The sequence below is a fragment of the Oxalicibacterium flavum genome, from assembly GCF_014635065.1.
GTDB lineage: Bacteria > Pseudomonadota > Gammaproteobacteria > Burkholderiales > Burkholderiaceae_D > Oxalicibacterium > Oxalicibacterium flavum.
On sequence record NZ_BMCG01000002.1, the window covers coordinates 373,775 to 390,893 of the forward strand.

14 protein-coding genes are annotated in these 17,119 nt (G+C 62.1%); 3 read left to right on the plus strand and 11 right to left on the minus strand.

The features are described from left to right. Positions 1-32: 32 nt before the first annotated feature. The 9 genes from bamA to rpsB form a co-directional block, all read right to left on the minus strand. Positions 33-2,429, minus strand: a complete 2,397-nt coding sequence (bamA, locus tag IEV38_RS05250; RefSeq protein ID WP_188395118.1) for an outer membrane protein assembly factor BamA — start codon at positions 2,427-2,429, stop codon at positions 33-35. Positions 2,430-2,479: 50 nt separating this feature from the next. After that, positions 2,480-3,835, minus strand: a complete 1,356-nt coding sequence (rseP, locus tag IEV38_RS05255; protein ID WP_188395119.1) for an RIP metalloprotease RseP — start codon at positions 3,833-3,835, stop codon at positions 2,480-2,482. Then, positions 3,832-5,004: a 1-deoxy-D-xylulose-5-phosphate reductoisomerase gene (ispC, locus tag IEV38_RS05260; RefSeq protein ID WP_188395120.1), complete on the minus strand. Its 1,173-nt coding sequence runs from the start codon at positions 5,002-5,004 to the stop codon at positions 3,832-3,834. The genes rseP and ispC overlap by 4 nt, the downstream gene beginning before the upstream one ends. A gap of 7 nt (positions 5,005-5,011) precedes the next feature. Further along, positions 5,012-5,830, minus strand: a complete 819-nt coding sequence (locus tag IEV38_RS05265) for a phosphatidate cytidylyltransferase (protein ID WP_188395121.1) — start codon at positions 5,828-5,830, stop codon at positions 5,012-5,014. Next, positions 5,824-6,588: a polyprenyl diphosphate synthase gene (gene uppS / locus IEV38_RS05270; protein WP_188395122.1), complete on the minus strand. Its 765-nt coding sequence runs from the start codon at positions 6,586-6,588 to the stop codon at positions 5,824-5,826. The genes IEV38_RS05265 and uppS overlap by 7 nt, the downstream gene beginning before the upstream one ends. A 49-nt stretch (positions 6,589-6,637) precedes the next feature. Next, a complete protein-coding gene (gene frr / locus IEV38_RS05275; protein ID WP_188395123.1) occupies positions 6,638-7,198 on the minus strand; it encodes a ribosome recycling factor in 561 nt (186 codons plus the stop codon). A gap of 82 nt (positions 7,199-7,280) precedes the next feature. Then, complete coding sequence (gene pyrH / locus IEV38_RS05280; RefSeq protein ID WP_188395124.1) at positions 7,281-7,997, minus strand: UMP kinase; 717 nt, start codon at positions 7,995-7,997, stop codon at positions 7,281-7,283. 173 nt (positions 7,998-8,170) lie between these two features. After that, positions 8,171-9,052, minus strand: a complete 882-nt coding sequence (gene tsf, locus IEV38_RS05285; RefSeq protein ID WP_188395125.1) for a translation elongation factor Ts — start codon at positions 9,050-9,052, stop codon at positions 8,171-8,173. 158 nt (positions 9,053-9,210) lie between these two features. Then, positions 9,211-9,957, minus strand: coding sequence for a 30S ribosomal protein S2 (gene rpsB, locus IEV38_RS05290; protein ID WP_188395126.1), 747 nt, complete (start codon positions 9,955-9,957; stop codon positions 9,211-9,213). 266 nt (positions 9,958-10,223) lie between these two features. Here rpsB and map point away from each other — a divergent pair, with 266 nt between their 5' ends. From map to IEV38_RS05305, 3 genes are all read left to right on the plus strand, one after another. Further along, positions 10,224-11,057 carry a type I methionyl aminopeptidase gene (gene map, locus IEV38_RS05295; protein ID WP_188395127.1) on the plus strand — a complete coding sequence of 278 codons (834 nt, stop codon included), beginning with the start codon at positions 10,224-10,226 and terminating at the stop codon, positions 11,055-11,057. 2 nt (positions 11,058-11,059) lie between these two features. Next, entirely contained in the window at positions 11,060-13,636 is a 2,577-nt protein-coding gene (locus IEV38_RS05300) for a [protein-PII] uridylyltransferase (RefSeq protein ID WP_188395128.1), read from the plus strand. 62 nt (positions 13,637-13,698) lie between these two features. Then, positions 13,699-14,445, plus strand: a complete 747-nt coding sequence (locus tag IEV38_RS05305) for a pseudouridine synthase (RefSeq protein WP_188395129.1) — start codon at positions 13,699-13,701, stop codon at positions 14,443-14,445. 21 nt (positions 14,446-14,466) lie between these two features. Here the strand turns inward: IEV38_RS05305 and def are convergent, their stop codons facing one another. Next, positions 14,467-15,003, minus strand: a complete 537-nt coding sequence (def, locus tag IEV38_RS05310) for a peptide deformylase (RefSeq protein WP_188395130.1) — start codon at positions 15,001-15,003, stop codon at positions 14,467-14,469. Continuing rightward, the gene (gene ligA, locus IEV38_RS05315) at positions 15,000-17,117 is read right to left on the minus strand and encodes an NAD-dependent DNA ligase LigA (protein WP_188395131.1); all 2,118 of its coding nucleotides are present in this window, start codon (positions 17,115-17,117) and stop codon (positions 15,000-15,002) included. Before ligA ends, def begins: the two co-directional genes overlap by 4 nt. Positions 17,118-17,119: the final 2 nt, after the last annotated feature.

Below are 17,119 nucleotides of genomic sequence, written 5' to 3' on the forward strand. Positions count from 1 at the left end.
CGATCATCAAACGAATATTATGCCTCAGATGATCAGAAGCCTGTACCCAGTTGGAACTGGAAGGCCTGTGTTTCGTCACGTGTTTCGGGTCTGCCATCCTTGTTCGGATTCAGAGCCTTGCCGAAGCTCAGCTTGAGCGGGCCGATCGGCGACACCCAGCTCAGACCGATACCGACAGAATACTTGAGATCGCTGCCGAAACTCGTTTTCGGACCAGCTTTTTCATCGGTGTTATAGACGTTACCGGCATCGGTAAACACGAACCAGCGCAGAGTACGATCGGTTCCGGAACCCGGGAACGGGAACTGCAGTTCCGCGTTCAGGATCAGACGCGCCGAACCGCCATATGGATCGCCATTTTGGTCTTTCGGACCGAGCGACGCACTTTCATAGCCACGCACCGAACCGATACCACCGGCATAGAAGTTCTTGAAGATCGGGTAACCCTTGTCGCCGATCCCTTTGCCGTAGTTGATTTCACCGTTCAGCGCCAGCGTGCTGGCAGAGAACAGCGGCATGAAATACTGGTGCTGATACGTGGCACGGTAATACTTGGAATCGCCGGCGGGCGAAACCTCGAAGTTGGCGCGTTGATAGCGGCCCTTGGTCGGTACCAGCGCGCTGTCGCGGCTGTCGCGCTGCCATGCCACCGTCAATGGAATGCCCAGGGCCGACGCCTTGTAGGTTCCGTTCGCCGAGGTATCGATGCTCGGGTCCATGCGCTCCACATATCTCTTGAAGCGATCCGGACTGTTGTAATACGGATCCGAACTCGTATAGACCTCCACTTCCGTGCGCTCGACGCCGGCGCCGAAGAAGACGCGATCCACTTCCGAGAATGGCACGCCAAAGCGGATGCTGCCGCCGGTGCTGCGGAAGCGGTAGTCACCGGTGCTGATCGTTGGCGGGCGCGTGGTACGCGTGAACAGTTCGTAGGTGCGGCTGATGCCGTCTTCCGTGAAGTACGGGTTGGTGCTCGACAGCGCGATCGTGCGGTTCAGGCGGCTGGTATTGACGTCGATGCCGATCGTGTTGCCGCTGCCGAAGGCATTGGCCTGGTTGATGGAGCCGCTCAGGGTGAGCTTCTCGCTGCTCGAGAAACCGGCACCCAGCATGATGTTGCCGGTCGGCTTTTCGGTCACGCCAACATTGACGTCGACCTGATCCACGCTGCCCGGCACATCCGGCGTTTCGATCGTCACGTCGTTGAAGTAGTCGAGACGGTCGATGCGATCGCGCGAGAGCTTGATCTTCTCGCCGTCATACCACGAGTGTTCGTACTGGCGCATCTCGCGACGAATCACTTCGTCGCGCGTCTTGGTGTTGCCGCCGATGTTGATGTTGCGCACATAGACGCGCTTGCCCGGATCGATGAGGATGGTGAACGCGACTTCCTTGTTCTCGCGATTGATCTGCGGATTGGCGTTGACGTTGGCGAAGGCGTAACCGAAGTTGCCCATGCGCTCGGAAATCGCCTTGGTGCTGGCGGTCAGCTTCTCGCCCGAATAGACATCGCCCTTCTTCAACTGCACCAGCGAGGCCAGTTCATCCTTGCGGCCCAGGGTTTCGCCTTCGATCTGCACGTCCGATACCGTGTACTTCTCGCCTTCGGTGATGTTGATGGTGATGAAGATGTCTTTCTTGTCGGGCGAGATCGAGACCTGCGTCGAATCGACGCGCATCTCGATGTAGCCGTTGTTCTGGTAGAAGGACTTCAGCTTCTCGATATCGCCCGCCAACTTCTGCTTGGAATACTGGTCGGCCTTGGAATACCAGGTAAACCAGCCCGGCGTGCGCAGGCTCAGGTTGTTGACCAGTTCCTTTTCCTTGTAGGCCTTGGCACCGATCACATTGATGCTCTTGATGCGCGCCACGTCGCCCTCTTCCACCGCGAAGGTGACCGAGACGCGGTTGCGCTCGAGCGGCGTGACGGTGGTCGTGATCGAGACGCCGTACAGGCCGCGCGACAGGTACTGGCGTTTCAGCTCCTGCTCGGCACGGTCAACCAGCGCCTTGTCATAGATGCGCGATTCGCCGACGCCGATTTCCTTGAGGGCCTTGGTCAGTTGTTCCTTGTCGAATTCCTTGGTGCCCGTGAATTCCACGCTGGCGATCGCCGGGCGTTCCTCGAGGAACACCACCAGCACGTCGTTCTCGACCTCGATGCGCACATCCTTGAAGAAGCCGGTCGCGTACAGAGCGCGGATCGCATCGGCGCCCTTCTCGTCGGTAAAGGTATCGCCCACACGCACCGGCAGATAACTGAAGACGGTACCGGCTTCGGTACGCTGGATTCCTTCGACGCGAATGTCCTTGACGGTGAAAGGTTCGGCCGCCTGGGCATAACCGGAGCACAGTGCGAAGGCGGCGATGGCAACGAGACGACGGGGGAAAATCGGCAAGGAAAAACGCTCGGAATGTAATTTCATTGGTGTCGGGATAAGGTTACCTTGTAGGACGATGCTTCAAGCGGCATCGTTCAAGAAACAAGCCGGTTGATGTCGTTGAAGACCGCCACCAGCATCAGGGTCATCAGCACTCCTATGCCCGCGCGCTGCGCAATCGCGCCTACACGCTCGGAGACCGGACGGCCCGTCAAAACTTCCACAGCATAATACAGCAAATGCCCCCCATCCAGCACCGGAATGGGAAGCAGATTCATCACGCCCAGACTGATGCTGACGAAGGCGATGAAGCTCAGATAACTGACCAGGCCGATACGTGCGGTCTGCCCCGCGTAATCGGCGATCGTGATCGGTCCGGTCACGTTCTTCCACGACACTTCGCCCACGATCATCTTGCCGACCATCTTGAGCGTCATGACGCTGGTATCCCAGGTCTTGACCACGCCCTTGACGAGCGCCGCCAGCGGGTTGACGCCTTCGCTGACCATCTCCGGCATCATCGACACCTCGACCTTGACGCGGCCGATTGCCTGACCGTCCTGCTCGACGCGCTCGGGCGTCAGACGCAGCGTCAGCGGCTGTCCGTCGCGCTGCAGATCGACCAGCAGATTGCGTTCGGGTGCGTCGCGGATCGTCTCGACCAGCGCCAGTCCGTCCGGCACCGCTTTGCCGTCGATGGCAAGCACCAGATCGCCCTCCTTCAAACCGGCGCGATCTGCGGCACCGTCCGGCACCACCTTGCCCAGCACCGGCGGCGGACGCGCCACGTCCAGTCCGAGCTTGCCGAGGAAATCGCCTTCGAGCTCCTCGGTCGACACGCCGGCCACCGGCAGCACGACCGTGCGCACCGCCCCATCATCGTTCGACGGCGCCACTTCCAGCAGCGCCGGCTTGCGGTCCACCACTGCCTGTACCAGCGACCAGCGCAATTCATTCCAGACATGGACGGCTTCGCCATCGACCTTGAGCACGCGCTCGCCGCCGCGCAATCCGGCCTGATAGGCGGCCGTCTGCTCGGCCGGCGCCCTCAGCTTGGGCGCGGGTTCCGGAATGCCATGCACGTACAGCGCGGCAAACACCAGGATCGCCAGCAGGAAATTGGCGATCGGACCCGCCGCCACGATCGCAATGCGGCGCCATACGGATTGGCTCGTGAATTCACGTTTGGTGTCTTCCGGAGAAATGACCATGCCATCGCCTTCGCGCGCATCGAGCATTTTCACGTAGCCACCCAGGGGCAGAATGGAAACCGCCCACTCGGTCTGATCGGGGCCGAAGCGACGCGACCAGACGACCTTGCCCATGCCGACCGAGAAGCGCAGCACCTTGACGCCGCACCAGCGCGCCACCAGATAGTGCCCAAGCTCGTGCACGACGATCAGGACGCCGAGGACGACGGCAAAGGCAAGTATGGTTTGCAGCAATGTCATGACTGAATAAGGGTATGGGCCAGTTCGCGCGCGCGTCTGTCGAGTTCGAAGACCGATGCGATGTCGTCAACCGGGCTGGCAGGCAACGCATCCATCACGCGAGCAATGAGATCGCAGACCGCACGGAAACCGATGCGACGATCAAGGAAGGCCTGGACCGCAATCTCGTTCGCGGCATTCAACACGGCCGGCGCGGAACCGCCCGCGTGCAATGCATCATACGCCAGTTTCAGGCACGGAAAACGCCGCATGTCGGGCGCCACGAAGGTCAGTTGCGCGATCTGCACCAGATCGATCGGCGCCACGCCCGAGGCGATGCGTTCGGGATAGGCCAGCGCGTGCGCGATCGGCGTGCGCATGTCCGGGTTGCCGAGCTGCGCCAGCACCGAACCGTCGGCATACGACACCATCGAATGCACCACGCTTTGCGGATGAATCACGACCTCGATGGCGGATGCCGGCATGCCAAACAGATAATGGGCCTCGATGACTTCCAGCCCCTTGTTCATCATGGTGGCGGAATCGACCGAAATCTTGCGCCCCATCACCCATTTCGGATGCGCCACCGCCTCCTCGCAGGTCACGCTGTCGAAGGTATCGAGCGGCCGCGTCAGGAAGGGGCCGCCCGAGGCGGTCAGCATGATCTTCTCTATGCCGTGCGCCGTCGGGGTGCGCGTGTAGTGCTGCGGCAGACACTGGAAAATGGCGTTGTGCTCGCTGTCGATCGGCATCAGCACGGCGCCGCTGGCCGTCACCGCATCCATGAACAGAGGGCCAGACATCACCAGCGCCTCCTTGTTCGCCAGCAAGATCTTCTTGCCGGCGCACGCCGCCGCCAGCGTTGGCGCCAGACCTGCACCGCCCACGATGGCCGCCATCACGGTATCGCAGCCATCGGCCGTCACGGCCGCGCACAGTGCCGACTCGCCAAAGGCGACTGCCGTAGTCACCTTTCGCTCCCGCAGCAGCGCTTCCAGGCGCTGCGCCGCATCGGCCGAACCAACCACGGCCACCTCGGGATGAAAGCGCTCGCATTGCGCCGCCAGTTCCTCGACCCGGTTCTGTGCCGTCAACGCAAAGATGCGGTAACGGTCCGGATGCCGCGCCACGACGTCCAGCGTCGATACGCCGATGGACCCGGTCGAACCGAGAATGGTGATGTGCTGCATGAAAACCTTACATCCAGTGGCTGAACAGAACGGCAAGCGGCACCGTCGGAATCAGCGCATCCAGACGATCGAGCACGCCGCCGTGGCCGGGCAGAAGATTGCTGCTGTCCTTCATGCCGGCACGGCGCTTGAGTTGGGATTCGAACAGGTCGCCGACGATGCTGGCGGCGACCATCAGGATCAGCACCGCCGCCATGCCGGCCACGCCCCAGTGGCGGAACAGCTGCACGGCAAAGGTGTCTTCGAGTGCCGGCACGGCGAGCGAGGCAAAGCCCGCCGCCAGCACCAGCAGCGCGCCGCCGATTGCGCCTTCCCACGACTTGCCGGGCGAGATGGACGGCGCCAGCTTGCGCTTGCCGAAAGCCTTGCCGCTGAAATAGGCGCCGACGTCGGCGATCCAGACCAGCATCATGACCGAGAACATGTAGAGCACCGAATGCGCGAACAGCGCCAGGATGCCGAGGAAGGCGCCGAGCAGCGCAATGCCGTAAATGCCGGTCAGGAAACGCCCGTTCATGCTGTCCTGCGGCGGCAGGCCGATGGCCAGCGAGGGCGTCAGGCGCGCGGCCCAGATCGCCACGCAGATCGCGGGCAGCAGGATGCTCTGGTTGTAGTTGCCGTTATAGACCAGCCAGGCGAAGGCCGCGACCCAGATCGCGGCGCCGAACAAGGGCTGGCGGTTGCCGAACAGGCGCAGGCATTCCCACGAGGCGACGGCAAAGAAGGCTCCGGTCAGCACCGCAAAGGCCAGCCATGAACCGGAAGACAGCACCGCCAGCAGCACGATCAGCAGAACGACTGCCGTGATGATGCGGGTCCTCAGCATTTGGCGACCGCCATTTGCTCGACAACCTGTTGACTGGTACGGCCGAAACGACGTTCGCGTTGCTGGTAGGAGGAGATCGCCAGCCCCAGCGCATCGGCGTCGAAATCGGGCCAGTAGGTATCGGTGAAATACAGCTCGGTATACGCCAGTTGCCAGAGCAGGAAGTTGGAGATGCGCTCCTCGCCGCCGGTGCGGATGAACAGGTCCGGCTCGGGCGCATAAGCCAGCGCCAGATACGGCGCCAGCTCTTCCTCGCCGAAACCGGCAGCGCCCGGATTGTCGGCGATCATGCGATTGACGGCCTGCATGATGTCCCAGCGGCCGCCGTAATTGGCGCACACCGTGACCGTCAGTCCGGTGTTGGCGGCCGTCTTGCGCTCGGCGCTGGCGATCAGCTTCTGCAGCTTGTCGTCGAAACGGCTCAGGTCGCCGACGATCTTCAGACGAATGCCGTTGGCGTGCATCTTCGACACCTCGCGTTCGAGCGCGGTGACGAACAGGCGCATCAGGGTCGAGACCTCGTCGGCCGGACGACGCCAGTTTTCGGAACTGAAGGCAAAGAAAGTGACGTACTCGACACCCTGGCGGGCGCAGGCCTCAACCACGCCGCGCACGGCTTCCACGCCCTTGACGTGGCCCGCCACGCGCGGCATGAAGCGTTTGGTCGCCCAGCGTCCGTTGCCATCCATGATGATGGCGATATGACGCGGCACAGCCGATGTTTCCGGCACGACCTGGGTTGAACTCTTGGACGTCATAGGGTGACAGGCAAATTGGAGAAAACGGAAAAAGAAAACGGGGGCCTGCTCAAACCGTCATGACCTCTTTTTCCTTCTCGACCACCAGTTTATCGACTTCGGCCACGAAACGATCGGTCAGCTTCTGCACGTCGTCCTGTGCGCGGCGCTCATCGTCTTCCGAGCACTCCTTGTCCTTCAGCAGCTTCTTCAGGGTCTCGTTGGCATCGCGGCGAATGTTGCGGATCGCGATCTTCGCGTCTTCCGCTTCGGTCTTGACCAGTTTCACCATTTCGCGGCGGCGCTCTTCGTTGAGCGGCGGCGTTGGCACGCGGATCAGATCGCCCTGCGACGACGGATTGAGGCCGAGATCGGCTTCGCGGATTGCCTTTTCGATAGCAGCGCCCATTTTCTTCTCGAACGGCTGCACGCCGATGGTGCGCGCGTCAACCAGCGTCAGGCTTGCGACCTGGTTGATCGGCGTGGGATTACCGTAGTAGTCGACCGTCACGTGATCGAGAATGCCGACGTGGGCACGGCCGGTGCGCACCTTGGCCAGGTCGGCCTTCAGCGTCTCGATCGATTTCTGCATCTTCTGCTCGGCGGTCTTCTTTGCATCTGCAACAGACATTTACTGCTCTCCTCTTCTTGCTGCGAGTTGAATCCGGATTATTGATTGATGAAGCATTTGCCGTTCGGCAAACCGTACGCTATCACACGTGGACCAGCGTACCCTCGTCTTCGCCCAGCACGACGCGCTTCAACGCGCCCGGCTTGACGATGGAGAATACCTTGATCGGCAGGCGCTGGTCGCGGCACAGCGCAAAGGCGGTGGCGTCCATGACCTGCAGGTGCTTGGAAATGGCTTCGTCGAAGCTGATCGTCGCATAGCGCGTGGCAGACGGATCCTTGTTGGGGTCTGCGCTATAGACGCCATCTACCTTGGTCGCCTTGAGCACGACCTCGGCGCCGATTTCCGAACCGCGCAGCGCGGCGGCGGTATCGGTGGTGAAGAACGGGTTGCCGGTACCGGCCGCGAACACCACGATCTTGCCCTCTTCCAGGTATTGCAGCGCCTTGGGACGCACATAGGGTTCGACCACCTGCTCGATGCCGATGGCCGACATCACACGGGCCGTCATGCCGACTTGCCGCATGGCATCGGCCAGCGCCAGCGAGTTCATGACGGTGGCCAGCATGCCCATGTAATCGGCCGTGGCGCGATCCATGCCCTGCGCACCCGGTGCGACGCCACGGAAAATGTTGCCGCCGCCGATCACAATCGCCAGTTCCACGCCCAGTTTTGCCACTTCCGACACATCGGCGACCATTCTTTCGATGGTGGCCCGATTGATTCCGTATGGATCATCTCCCATCAACGCTTCTCCCGACAGTTTGAGGAGGACACGTTTGTATGCTGGAGTTGTCATTGGCTGCATTCCTTGTCTTGCCCGGCTCTTCCGGGACAGTTCAGTTCTTGTTCGTTGTTATTACAGCCGGCGCATGCACCGGTTTGCCACATGCAGACGAATCTTAATCGTTTGTCACATCAAAGCATACTTGATGATGTGAAAAAAACGGGCCTTCCGGCCCGATTTTTTTACTACGCCTGTTTTGCCGCTGCTACTTGCGCCGCCACTTCGGCAGCAAAGTCATCCTGTTTCTTCTCGATGCCTTCGCCAACCACGTACATCGTGAAGGACTTCACCGTGGTCTTGGCTTCCTTGAGCATCTGCTCGACGGTCTGCTTGTCGTTCTTGACGAACGGCTGGTTCAGCAGCGAAACCTCTTTCAGGTATTTCTGCACGGAACCTTCGACCATCTTGGTGACGATATCGGCCGGCTTGCCCGACTCGGCAGCTTTCTGCTCGGCAACCGAACGCTCCTTGGCGATCAGATCGGCCGGCACGTCGGACGAAGCCAGCGACACCGGCTTCATGGCGGCGATGTGCATGGCCACATCCTTGCCGACCTGGTCTTCGGCACCGTCGAAATCGACGATCACGCCGATGCGCGTACCGTGCAGGTAGGCAGCCAGCTTGCCGGTGGTATCGAAACGCACGAAACGGCGGATCGACATGTTCTCGCCGATACGGCCGATCAGTTCGGTACGGGTTTCCTCGGCGGTCTTGTCGCCCAGCTTGACTGCCGACAGCGCAGCCACGTCAGCCGGATTGGCCTCGGCAACTGCCTTGGCCAGCGCGTTGGCAAAGCCCAGGAAGTCGTCGTTCTTGGTGACGAAATCGGTTTCGCAGTTGACTTCGACCATCGCGCCGACATTGCCGGACACGTAGGTGGCGATCACGCCTTCTGCGGTCACGCGCGAAGCGGCCTTGGATGCCTTGCTGCCGAGCTTGACGCGCAGGATCTCTTCCGCACGTTCCATGTCGCCGTCGGCTTCGGTCAGCGCCTTCTTGCATTCCATCATGGGCGCGTCGGTACGTGCGCGCAGTTCACCAACCAGTGCTGCAGTAATTGCTGCCATTACAAATCTCCTTGCAATCGACGTCTTTCTGACGCCATCGATTCAAACACGTTCAAAAATCCGCGTTCAAAATGTGTATTTCAAAACGCGCCCGAAAAAAAGGGGCGAACGATCGTTGCCCCTTTGGTCCTGACGCGCGAGTCATCAGAGGCAGGGCATTACGCCTGTTCGCTGACCTCGACGAAATCGTCGCCGCCCTTGATCGATTCGACCAGTTCGGTTGCTGCATTGGCACGGCCTTCGAGAATGGCGTCAGCCACGCCGCGAGCGTACAGGGTGATCGCCTTCGACGAGTCGTCGTTGCCCGGGATCACGTAGGTCACGCCTTCCGGCGAGTGGTTGGTATCAACCACGCCGATGACCGGAATGCCGAGCTTGGCGGCTTCGGTGATCGTGCCCTTGTGGTAGCCGACGTCGATCACGAAGATGGCGTCGGGAATGCCGCCCATGTCCTTGATGCCGCCGATGGATTTTTCCAGCTTGACCTTCTCGCGCTCGAACATCAGCGCTTCCTTCTTGCTCAGCTTGGCGACCGAACCGTCTTCGATCGCAGCTTCCATTTCCTTCAGGCGCTTGATCGAGGTCTTGATGGTCTTGAAGTTGGTCAGCATGCCGCCGAGCCAGCGCTGGTCGACGAAAGGCATGCCGGCGCGTTGCGCCTCGGCCGCGATCAGCTCACGCGCCTGACGCTTGGTGCCGACGAACAGCACGGTGCCGCGGTTGGCGGACAGCTGGCGAACATACTTCATCGCCTCCTGGTACATACCCAGGGTTTTTTCCAGGTTGACGATATGGATCTTGTTGCGATGACCGAAAATATAAGGGGCCATCTTGGGGTTCCAGAAGCGCGTTTGGTGACCGAAGTGGACACCGGCTTCCAGCATTTCACGCATGGTGACGGACATGAATTTCTCCAGGGTTAGGGTCTGGAATCCGCTCAGTCACCCGGCAACATGCCAGGCACCCTTTGCGAGCGAATTCGCGATTTACAAACAACCGCCCGAAAACCGATCCGGGCAGCCCGAGATTCTACCCCGGAATGCCATTCCTTTTCAAGTCCTGCAATGCGGGACGCGGCGCCCTGGCGTACGCTCGTCTATAATCTCGCCTGAACATTCTTCTTTTCATTGCTGACATTATTGCTGACATTTCAGCAACTTCCGGATTCCCCATGAGCAACATCACCATCAAAACCGCCGAAGACATTGCCGGCATGCGCGTCGCAGGCCGCCTCGGCTCCGAGGTTCTCGACTACATCACCCCCTTCGTCAAGCCCGGCATCACCACCGGCGAGCTGGACCGCCTGTGCCACGACTACATGGTCAACGTGCAGGGCACGATTCCGGCACCGCTCAACTATTGCCCGCCCGGCTACACGCCCTACCCCAAATCGGTCTGCACCTCGGTCAACGACGTGATCTGCCACGGCATTCCGGGCGACAAGGTGCTGAAGAACGGCGACGTCATCAATATCGACGTCACCGTCATCAAGGATGGCTACCATGGCGACACCAGCCGCATGTTCTTCGTTGGCGAACCATCGATCCTGGCACGCCGCCTGAGCGAAATCACCTATGAATGCATGTGGCTCGGCATCTCGAAGATCAAGCCCGGCGCGCATCTGGGCGACATCGGCCACGTGATCCAGCAGCATGCCGAAAAGGCCGGCTACAGCGTGGTGCGCGAATTCTGCGGCCACGGCATCGGCAAGATCTTCCACGAAGAGCCGCAGGTGCTGCACTACGGCCGCCCCGGCACGCTCGAGAAACTCGTGCCCGGCATGATCTTCACGGTCGAACCCATGATCAACGCCGGCCGCCGCGAAATCCGCGAGATGGGCGACGGCTGGACCATCAAGACCAAGGACCGCAGCCTGTCGGCGCAGTGGGAACACACGGTACTGGTGACCGAAACCGGCTACGAAATCCTGACGCAATCGGCCGGCACCCCGCCGCCGCCAGCCTTCATCGTGCCGACCGCCGCGCCGCAAGCCATCGACGCCTGACCATGTCCGCTCCCGCCCCGGCCCTTGTTCCCACCCTTGCCCTCGCTCTCAAGCAGCAGCTCAAGAGCGGTCGGCAGGCCGTCATCGACAATTTTCTGGCGAACGGCAAGGCTGAAATACTGCTCGGGGCGCTCAAGGACGCGGTCGATGTCGCACTGATCCGTGCCTGGACCGAGTTCGGCCTGCCGCCCAGTGCCGCGCTGGTCGCCGTCGGCGGCTACGGACGTGGCGAACTGTTTCCGCATTCCGACGTCGATGTGCTGATCCTGTTGCAGGAGCAGCCGGATGCCGAACTGCAGGGCAAGCTCGAGGAACTGGTGCAACTGTTCTGGGATATCGGCCTCGAGATCGGCCACAGCATCCGCACCGTCGAGGAATGTCTGCGCGAAGCCAAGGCGGATATCACGGTACAGACCAGCCTGCTCGAGGCGCGCCTGATCGTCGGCAACGCTGCGCTGTTCCAGGAACTCAAGCAGCGCTGCGACGCCGCCATGGATGCGCAGGCCTTCTTCCAGGCCAAGACGCTCGAACTGCGGCAGCGCCACGCCAAGTACGAAGACACACCCTACAGCCTCGAACCCAATTGCAAGGAAAGCCCGGGCGGCCTGCGCGACCTGCAGGTGATCCTGTGGGTCGCCAAGGCAGCCGGCCTCGGCGATTCGTGGCGCAAGCTCGCCGAGCGCGACCTGATCACGCCGACCGAGGCGCGCCAGCTCAAGCAGAACGAACGCGCACTCAAGGAAGTGCGCATCCGCCTGCACATCGTCACCGGCCGCCACGAAGACCGGTTGGTGTTCGACGTACAGACCGCGATCGCCGAATCGATTGGCTTCCACAACAGCGACACGCGACGCGCCAGCGAGTACCTGATGCAGCGCTACTATCGCGCCGCCAAGGCCGTCACCCAGCTCAACGCGATCCTGCTGCAGAACATCGAGGCGCGCCTGTTCCCGGAAATGGTGTCGCCGGTCGCCATCAACCAGCGCTTCAACGAGGTCAACGGCTTCATCGACATCGCCGCCGACGATACCTTCGACACCACGCCATCGGCCATGCTCGAAGTGTTCCTGCTGCTGGCGCTGCATCCGCAGCTCAAGGACATGACAGCGCGCACCCTGCGCGCGCTCTGGCATTCGCGCTTCAAGATCGACAACAAGTTCCGCCGCGACCCGGCCAATCGCGCGCTGTTCCTGCAGATCCTGCAGGCGCCGCAGGGCGTGACCCATGCGCTGCGCCGCATGAACCAGACCAGCATCCTGGGCCGCTACCTGCCGAACTTCCGCGCCATCGTCGGCCAGATGCAGCACGACCTGTTCCACGTCTATACGGTTGACCAGCACATCATGATGGTGGTGCGCAACGTGCGCCGTTTCATGCTCAGCGAACACGCGCACGAATATCCATTCTGCAGCCAACTCGCCGCCAATTTCGAGAAGCCGTGGCTGCTCTACATCGCCGCCCTGTTCCACGATATCGCCAAGGGCCGCGGCGGCGATCACTCGCAGCTCGGCATGCAGGATGCGCACGATTTCTGCACCGACCATGGCTTGAGCAAGGAAGATACCGAACTGGTCGTGTTCCTCGTCGAGAATCACCTGACGATGTCGCAGGTCGCGCAGAAGCAGGACCTTTCCGACCCCGAGGTGATCGCGCATTTTGCGCAGGTGGTCCGGGACGAACGCCACCTGACCGCGCTCTATCTGCTGACCGTGGCCGATATCCGCGGCACCAGCCCCAAGGTCTGGAACGCGTGGAAAGGCAAGCTGCTCGAAGACCTCTACAACATGACGGCGCGCGTGTTCGACGGCCAGGCGCCATCGGCCGAACGCGAACTGAAGAATCGTCAGGAAGAGGCATTGAAGAACTTGCGGCTGTACGGCCTGCCCGACCATGCACACGAAAAGCTCTGGGCCCAGCTCGACGTCGTGTATTTCCTGCGGCACGATGCTTCCGACATCGCCTGGCAGACACGCGTGCTGCACGACCGCATCGACAGCGAGACGCCCGTCGTCAAATGCCGCATCGCTCCCATCGGCGAAGGCCTGCAGGTCACCGTCTATCTGAAGGACCGGTCGGATTTGTTCGCACGCATCTGCAGCTATTTCGACGGCAAGAACTTCAGCATTCTCGATGCCAAGATTCATACGACCCGGCATGGCTACGCGCTCGACACCTTCCTGATCAGCGATCCGACCTTTGCCGACAATTACCGCGACCTGATCAGCCTGATCGAGCACGAGCTCGGCGAGGCGCTGCGCGCACAGGGCGCGCTACCGGCGCCGTGCTGCGGCCGCCTGTCGCGCCTGTCGCGCAACTTTCCCGCCACGCCGCTGGTCGATCTGCGTCCCGACGAACGTGGCCAGCAATACCTGCTGACAGTTTCGGCCAACGACCGCAACGGTCTGCTATATTCGATCGCCAATGTGCTGGCACGCTACAAGGTCAACCTGCACACCGCCAAGATCATGACGCTCGGCGAACGCGTCGAGGATATCTTCCTGATCGACGGCGCGGTGCTCGACAATCCGCGCAGCCAGATCCAGCTCGAAAGCGACCTGCTCGACGTGCTGCGCATCTGACCTACAGCTTCCACCTGAAACACATACGGCGCCGTCTTGGCGCCGCGATTCCAACTGCAACCATGACCGAACCCTACCGCCTCTCCAAACGCATGTCAGAACTGGGCCTGTGCTCGCGCCGCGAAGCCGACGAATGGATCGCGCGCGGCTGGGTGCGTGTCGATGGCAAGGTCGTCTCCGAGCTCGGCACCAAGGTCCTGCCCTCGCAGCGCGTGAGCGTCGAACGCCAGGCAGCCGCCGAACAGAGCAAGCGCGTCACCATTCTCATCAACAAGCCGGTCGGCTACGTCAGCGGCCAGGCCGAGGACGGCTACAAGCCGGCGGTGGCGCTGGTCAATGCCAATACACGCTGGAGTGACGACAAGGCACCCGTGCAATTCCACCCGACGCAACTGCGCAGCCTGGTCCCGGCCGGCCGCCTCGACATCGATTCGGTCGGTCTGCTGGTGCTGACGCAGGATGGCCGCGTCGCCAAAAAACTCATTGGCGAAGATACCGAGATCGAAAAGGAATACCTGGTGCGCGTGCAGTACGGCAAGCCGGGCCGCCTGCCGGACGCCGATCTCAGGCGCCTGAATCACGGCCTCTCGCTCGACGGCAAGAAACTGCTGCCGGCCAAGGTCAGCTGGCAGAACGAGGATCAACTGCGCTTCATCCTGCGCGAAGGCAAGAAGCGGCAGATTCGCCGCATGTGCGAGATGGTCGGACTGAAGGTGCTTGGCCTCAAGCGCGTGCGTATTGGCCGCGTCAAGCTCGGCGATCTGCCGACCGGACAATGGCGCTATCTGCGCGAGGATGAGCAGTTCTAGCAGAGGACTGGAGCAAACGCGTCAATCGTCCTCGTTGGGGTCTAGTTCGGGAAACAGGACTTCCGTGAAGCCGAAACGGCTGAAATCCTCGATGCGCATCGGATAGAGAATGCCGTCGAGGTGGTCGCATTCGTGCTGCACCACGCGCGCATGGAAACCGTCGGCATCGCGGCTGATCGGATTGCCGAACTGGTCGAAACCTTCGTAATGCAGGGTCGAGAAGCGCGGCACCACGCCGCGCATGCCGGGCACCGACAGGCAGCCTTCCCAGCCATCCTCGCGTTCGGCATGCAATGGCCGCAGGACGGGATTGATCAGCACCGTTTCCGGCACCGGTGGTGCTTCCGGGTAACGCACGTTCTGTTTGAAGCCATAGATCACCACGCGCAGGTTGACGCCGATCTGCGGTGCGGCAAGGCCGGCCCCGTTGGCAGCGTGCATGGTGTCGAACATGTCGGCGATCAGCGCATGCAGCTCGGGCGTGTCGAATTGCGTGACCGGCTCGGCGATGCGCAGCAGGCGCGGGTCGCCCATCTTCAGGATGTCGCGTACTGTCATTTTTCCTCCTGTGCTGCGTCTGTGCTGACACCGGCGGCATCTGCGCTTCCGGCTTCGGCCAGCAAGGCGAGCAGCGCGTCTTCGTCGAGGATCGCAATGCCCAGTTCCTCGGCCTTGGCGAGCTTGCTGCCGGCTTCCTCGCCGGCCACCACGTAATGCGTTTTCTTGGAGACCGAACCGGCCACCTTGCCGCCGGCTTCCTCGATGCGGTGCGCAGCTTCGTCGCGCTTGAGCGTCGGCAGCGTACCGGTCAGTACGAAGGTCTTGCCGGCCAGCGGCTTTACCGCACGTTCCACCACGTGCTCCGGCCAGTGTACGCCGGCCGCGCGCAGCTGCTCGATCAGTTCCATGTTCATCGGATCGTCGAGAAAGCTGCGGATGGAAGCTGCCACCACCGGGCCGATGTCGGCCACTTCCAGCAACTGTTCCTCGCTGGCCGTCAGGATCGCGTCGAGATTGCCGAAGTGGCGCGCCAGTTCCTTGGCGGTCGCCTCGCCGACATGACGGATGCCAAGCGCATAGACGAAACGCGCCAGCGTGGTCGCCTTCGATTTTTCCAGCGCCGCCATCACGTTCTGTGCCGACTTGTCGGCCATGCGGTCGAGCTCGGCCAGCGCACGGAAACCAATCTTGTAGAGATCGGCCGCGGTCGTGATGATGCGCTTGTCCACCAGTTGCTCGACGAGCTGGTCGCCCAGCCCTTCGACGTCCATCGCGCGACGCGAGACGAAATGCAGCAGGCCGCCCTTGCGCTGCGCCGCGCACTTGACCCAGCCGCCCGAGCAGCGCGCAATCGCCTCGTCTTCGGGCCGTATCACGGGCGAGCCGCAGACCGGGCAATGCGTCGGCATCACGAATTCGCGCGCGTCGGCCGGACGCAGTTCGGGCACGAAGGACAGCACTTCCGGAATCACGTCGCCGGCGCGGCGCACCGCGACCGTATCGCCGATGCGGATGTCCTTGCGCCGCACCTCGTCCTCGTTGTGCAGCGTGGCGTTGGTCACGGTCACGCCACCGACCAGCACCGGCGCCAGGCGCGCCACCGGCGTGATGGCGCCGGTGCGGCCGACCTGCACCTCGATGTCCTGCACCGTGGTCAGCGCTTCCTGCGCCGGAAACTTGTGCGCGATCGCGTAGCGCGGCGCGCGCGACACGAAGCCGAGCTGGCGCTGCTGGTCGGCGCGGTTGACCTTATAGACCACGCCGTCGATTTCGTACGGCAGGCTGGCGCGCTTGTCGCCGATACCGCGATAGAAATCCAGCAAGCCCTGTGCGCCGTGCACCACCGCGCGCTCGGCGCAGACCGGCACACCCATGTCCGCATACCAGTCGAGCAGCGCCGAATGCGAAGGCGGCATCTCCGCACCTTCCAGCAAGCCGACACCGTACGCGAAGAAGCGCAGCGTGCGCTGCGCCGTGATGCGCGAATCGAGCTGGCGCAGGCTGCCGGCGGCCGCATTGCGCGGATTGGCGAATTCCTTGGCGCCCGCTTCGCGCTGGCGCGTATTGAGCTTGACGAGGTCGTCCTTGTACATCATGACCTCGCCGCGAATGTCGATCACCGTCGGCGGATGGTCGGTATGCAGGCGCAGCGGAATCGCGCGGATGGTGCGGATGTTGGCGGTGACGTTCTCGCCGGTGCTGCCGTCGCCGCGCGTGGCAGCCTCGACCAGCAGGCCGTTTTCATAGCGCAGGTTGATCGCCAGGCCGTCGAACTTGAGTTCAGTCGCGTACTCGACGTCCTGCAGGCTTGCCAGTCCTTCGCTGACGCGGCGGTCGAAATTGACGATGTCCTCGTCCTCGAAGCCGTTGCCCAGCGACAGCATGGGCACCGAATGCGTGACCGGCGGGAATGCCGACAGCGCCAGTGCACCGACGCGCTGCGTGGGCGAATCGTGCACCAGCAGTTCGGGATGGGCGGCCTCGATTTCCTGAAGTTCGCGGAACAGCTTGTCGTACTCGGCGTCCGGAATCGTCGGCGCGTCGAGCACGTGATAGGCGTAGTTGTGACGATTGAGTTCGTGGCGCAGCCAGGCGGCACGCGCCGGCGGATCGCCGGCATCCGGCACTGCCGGCGTGTCCTGCGATCCGGCAGAGAAAAAATCCGATTGCATCT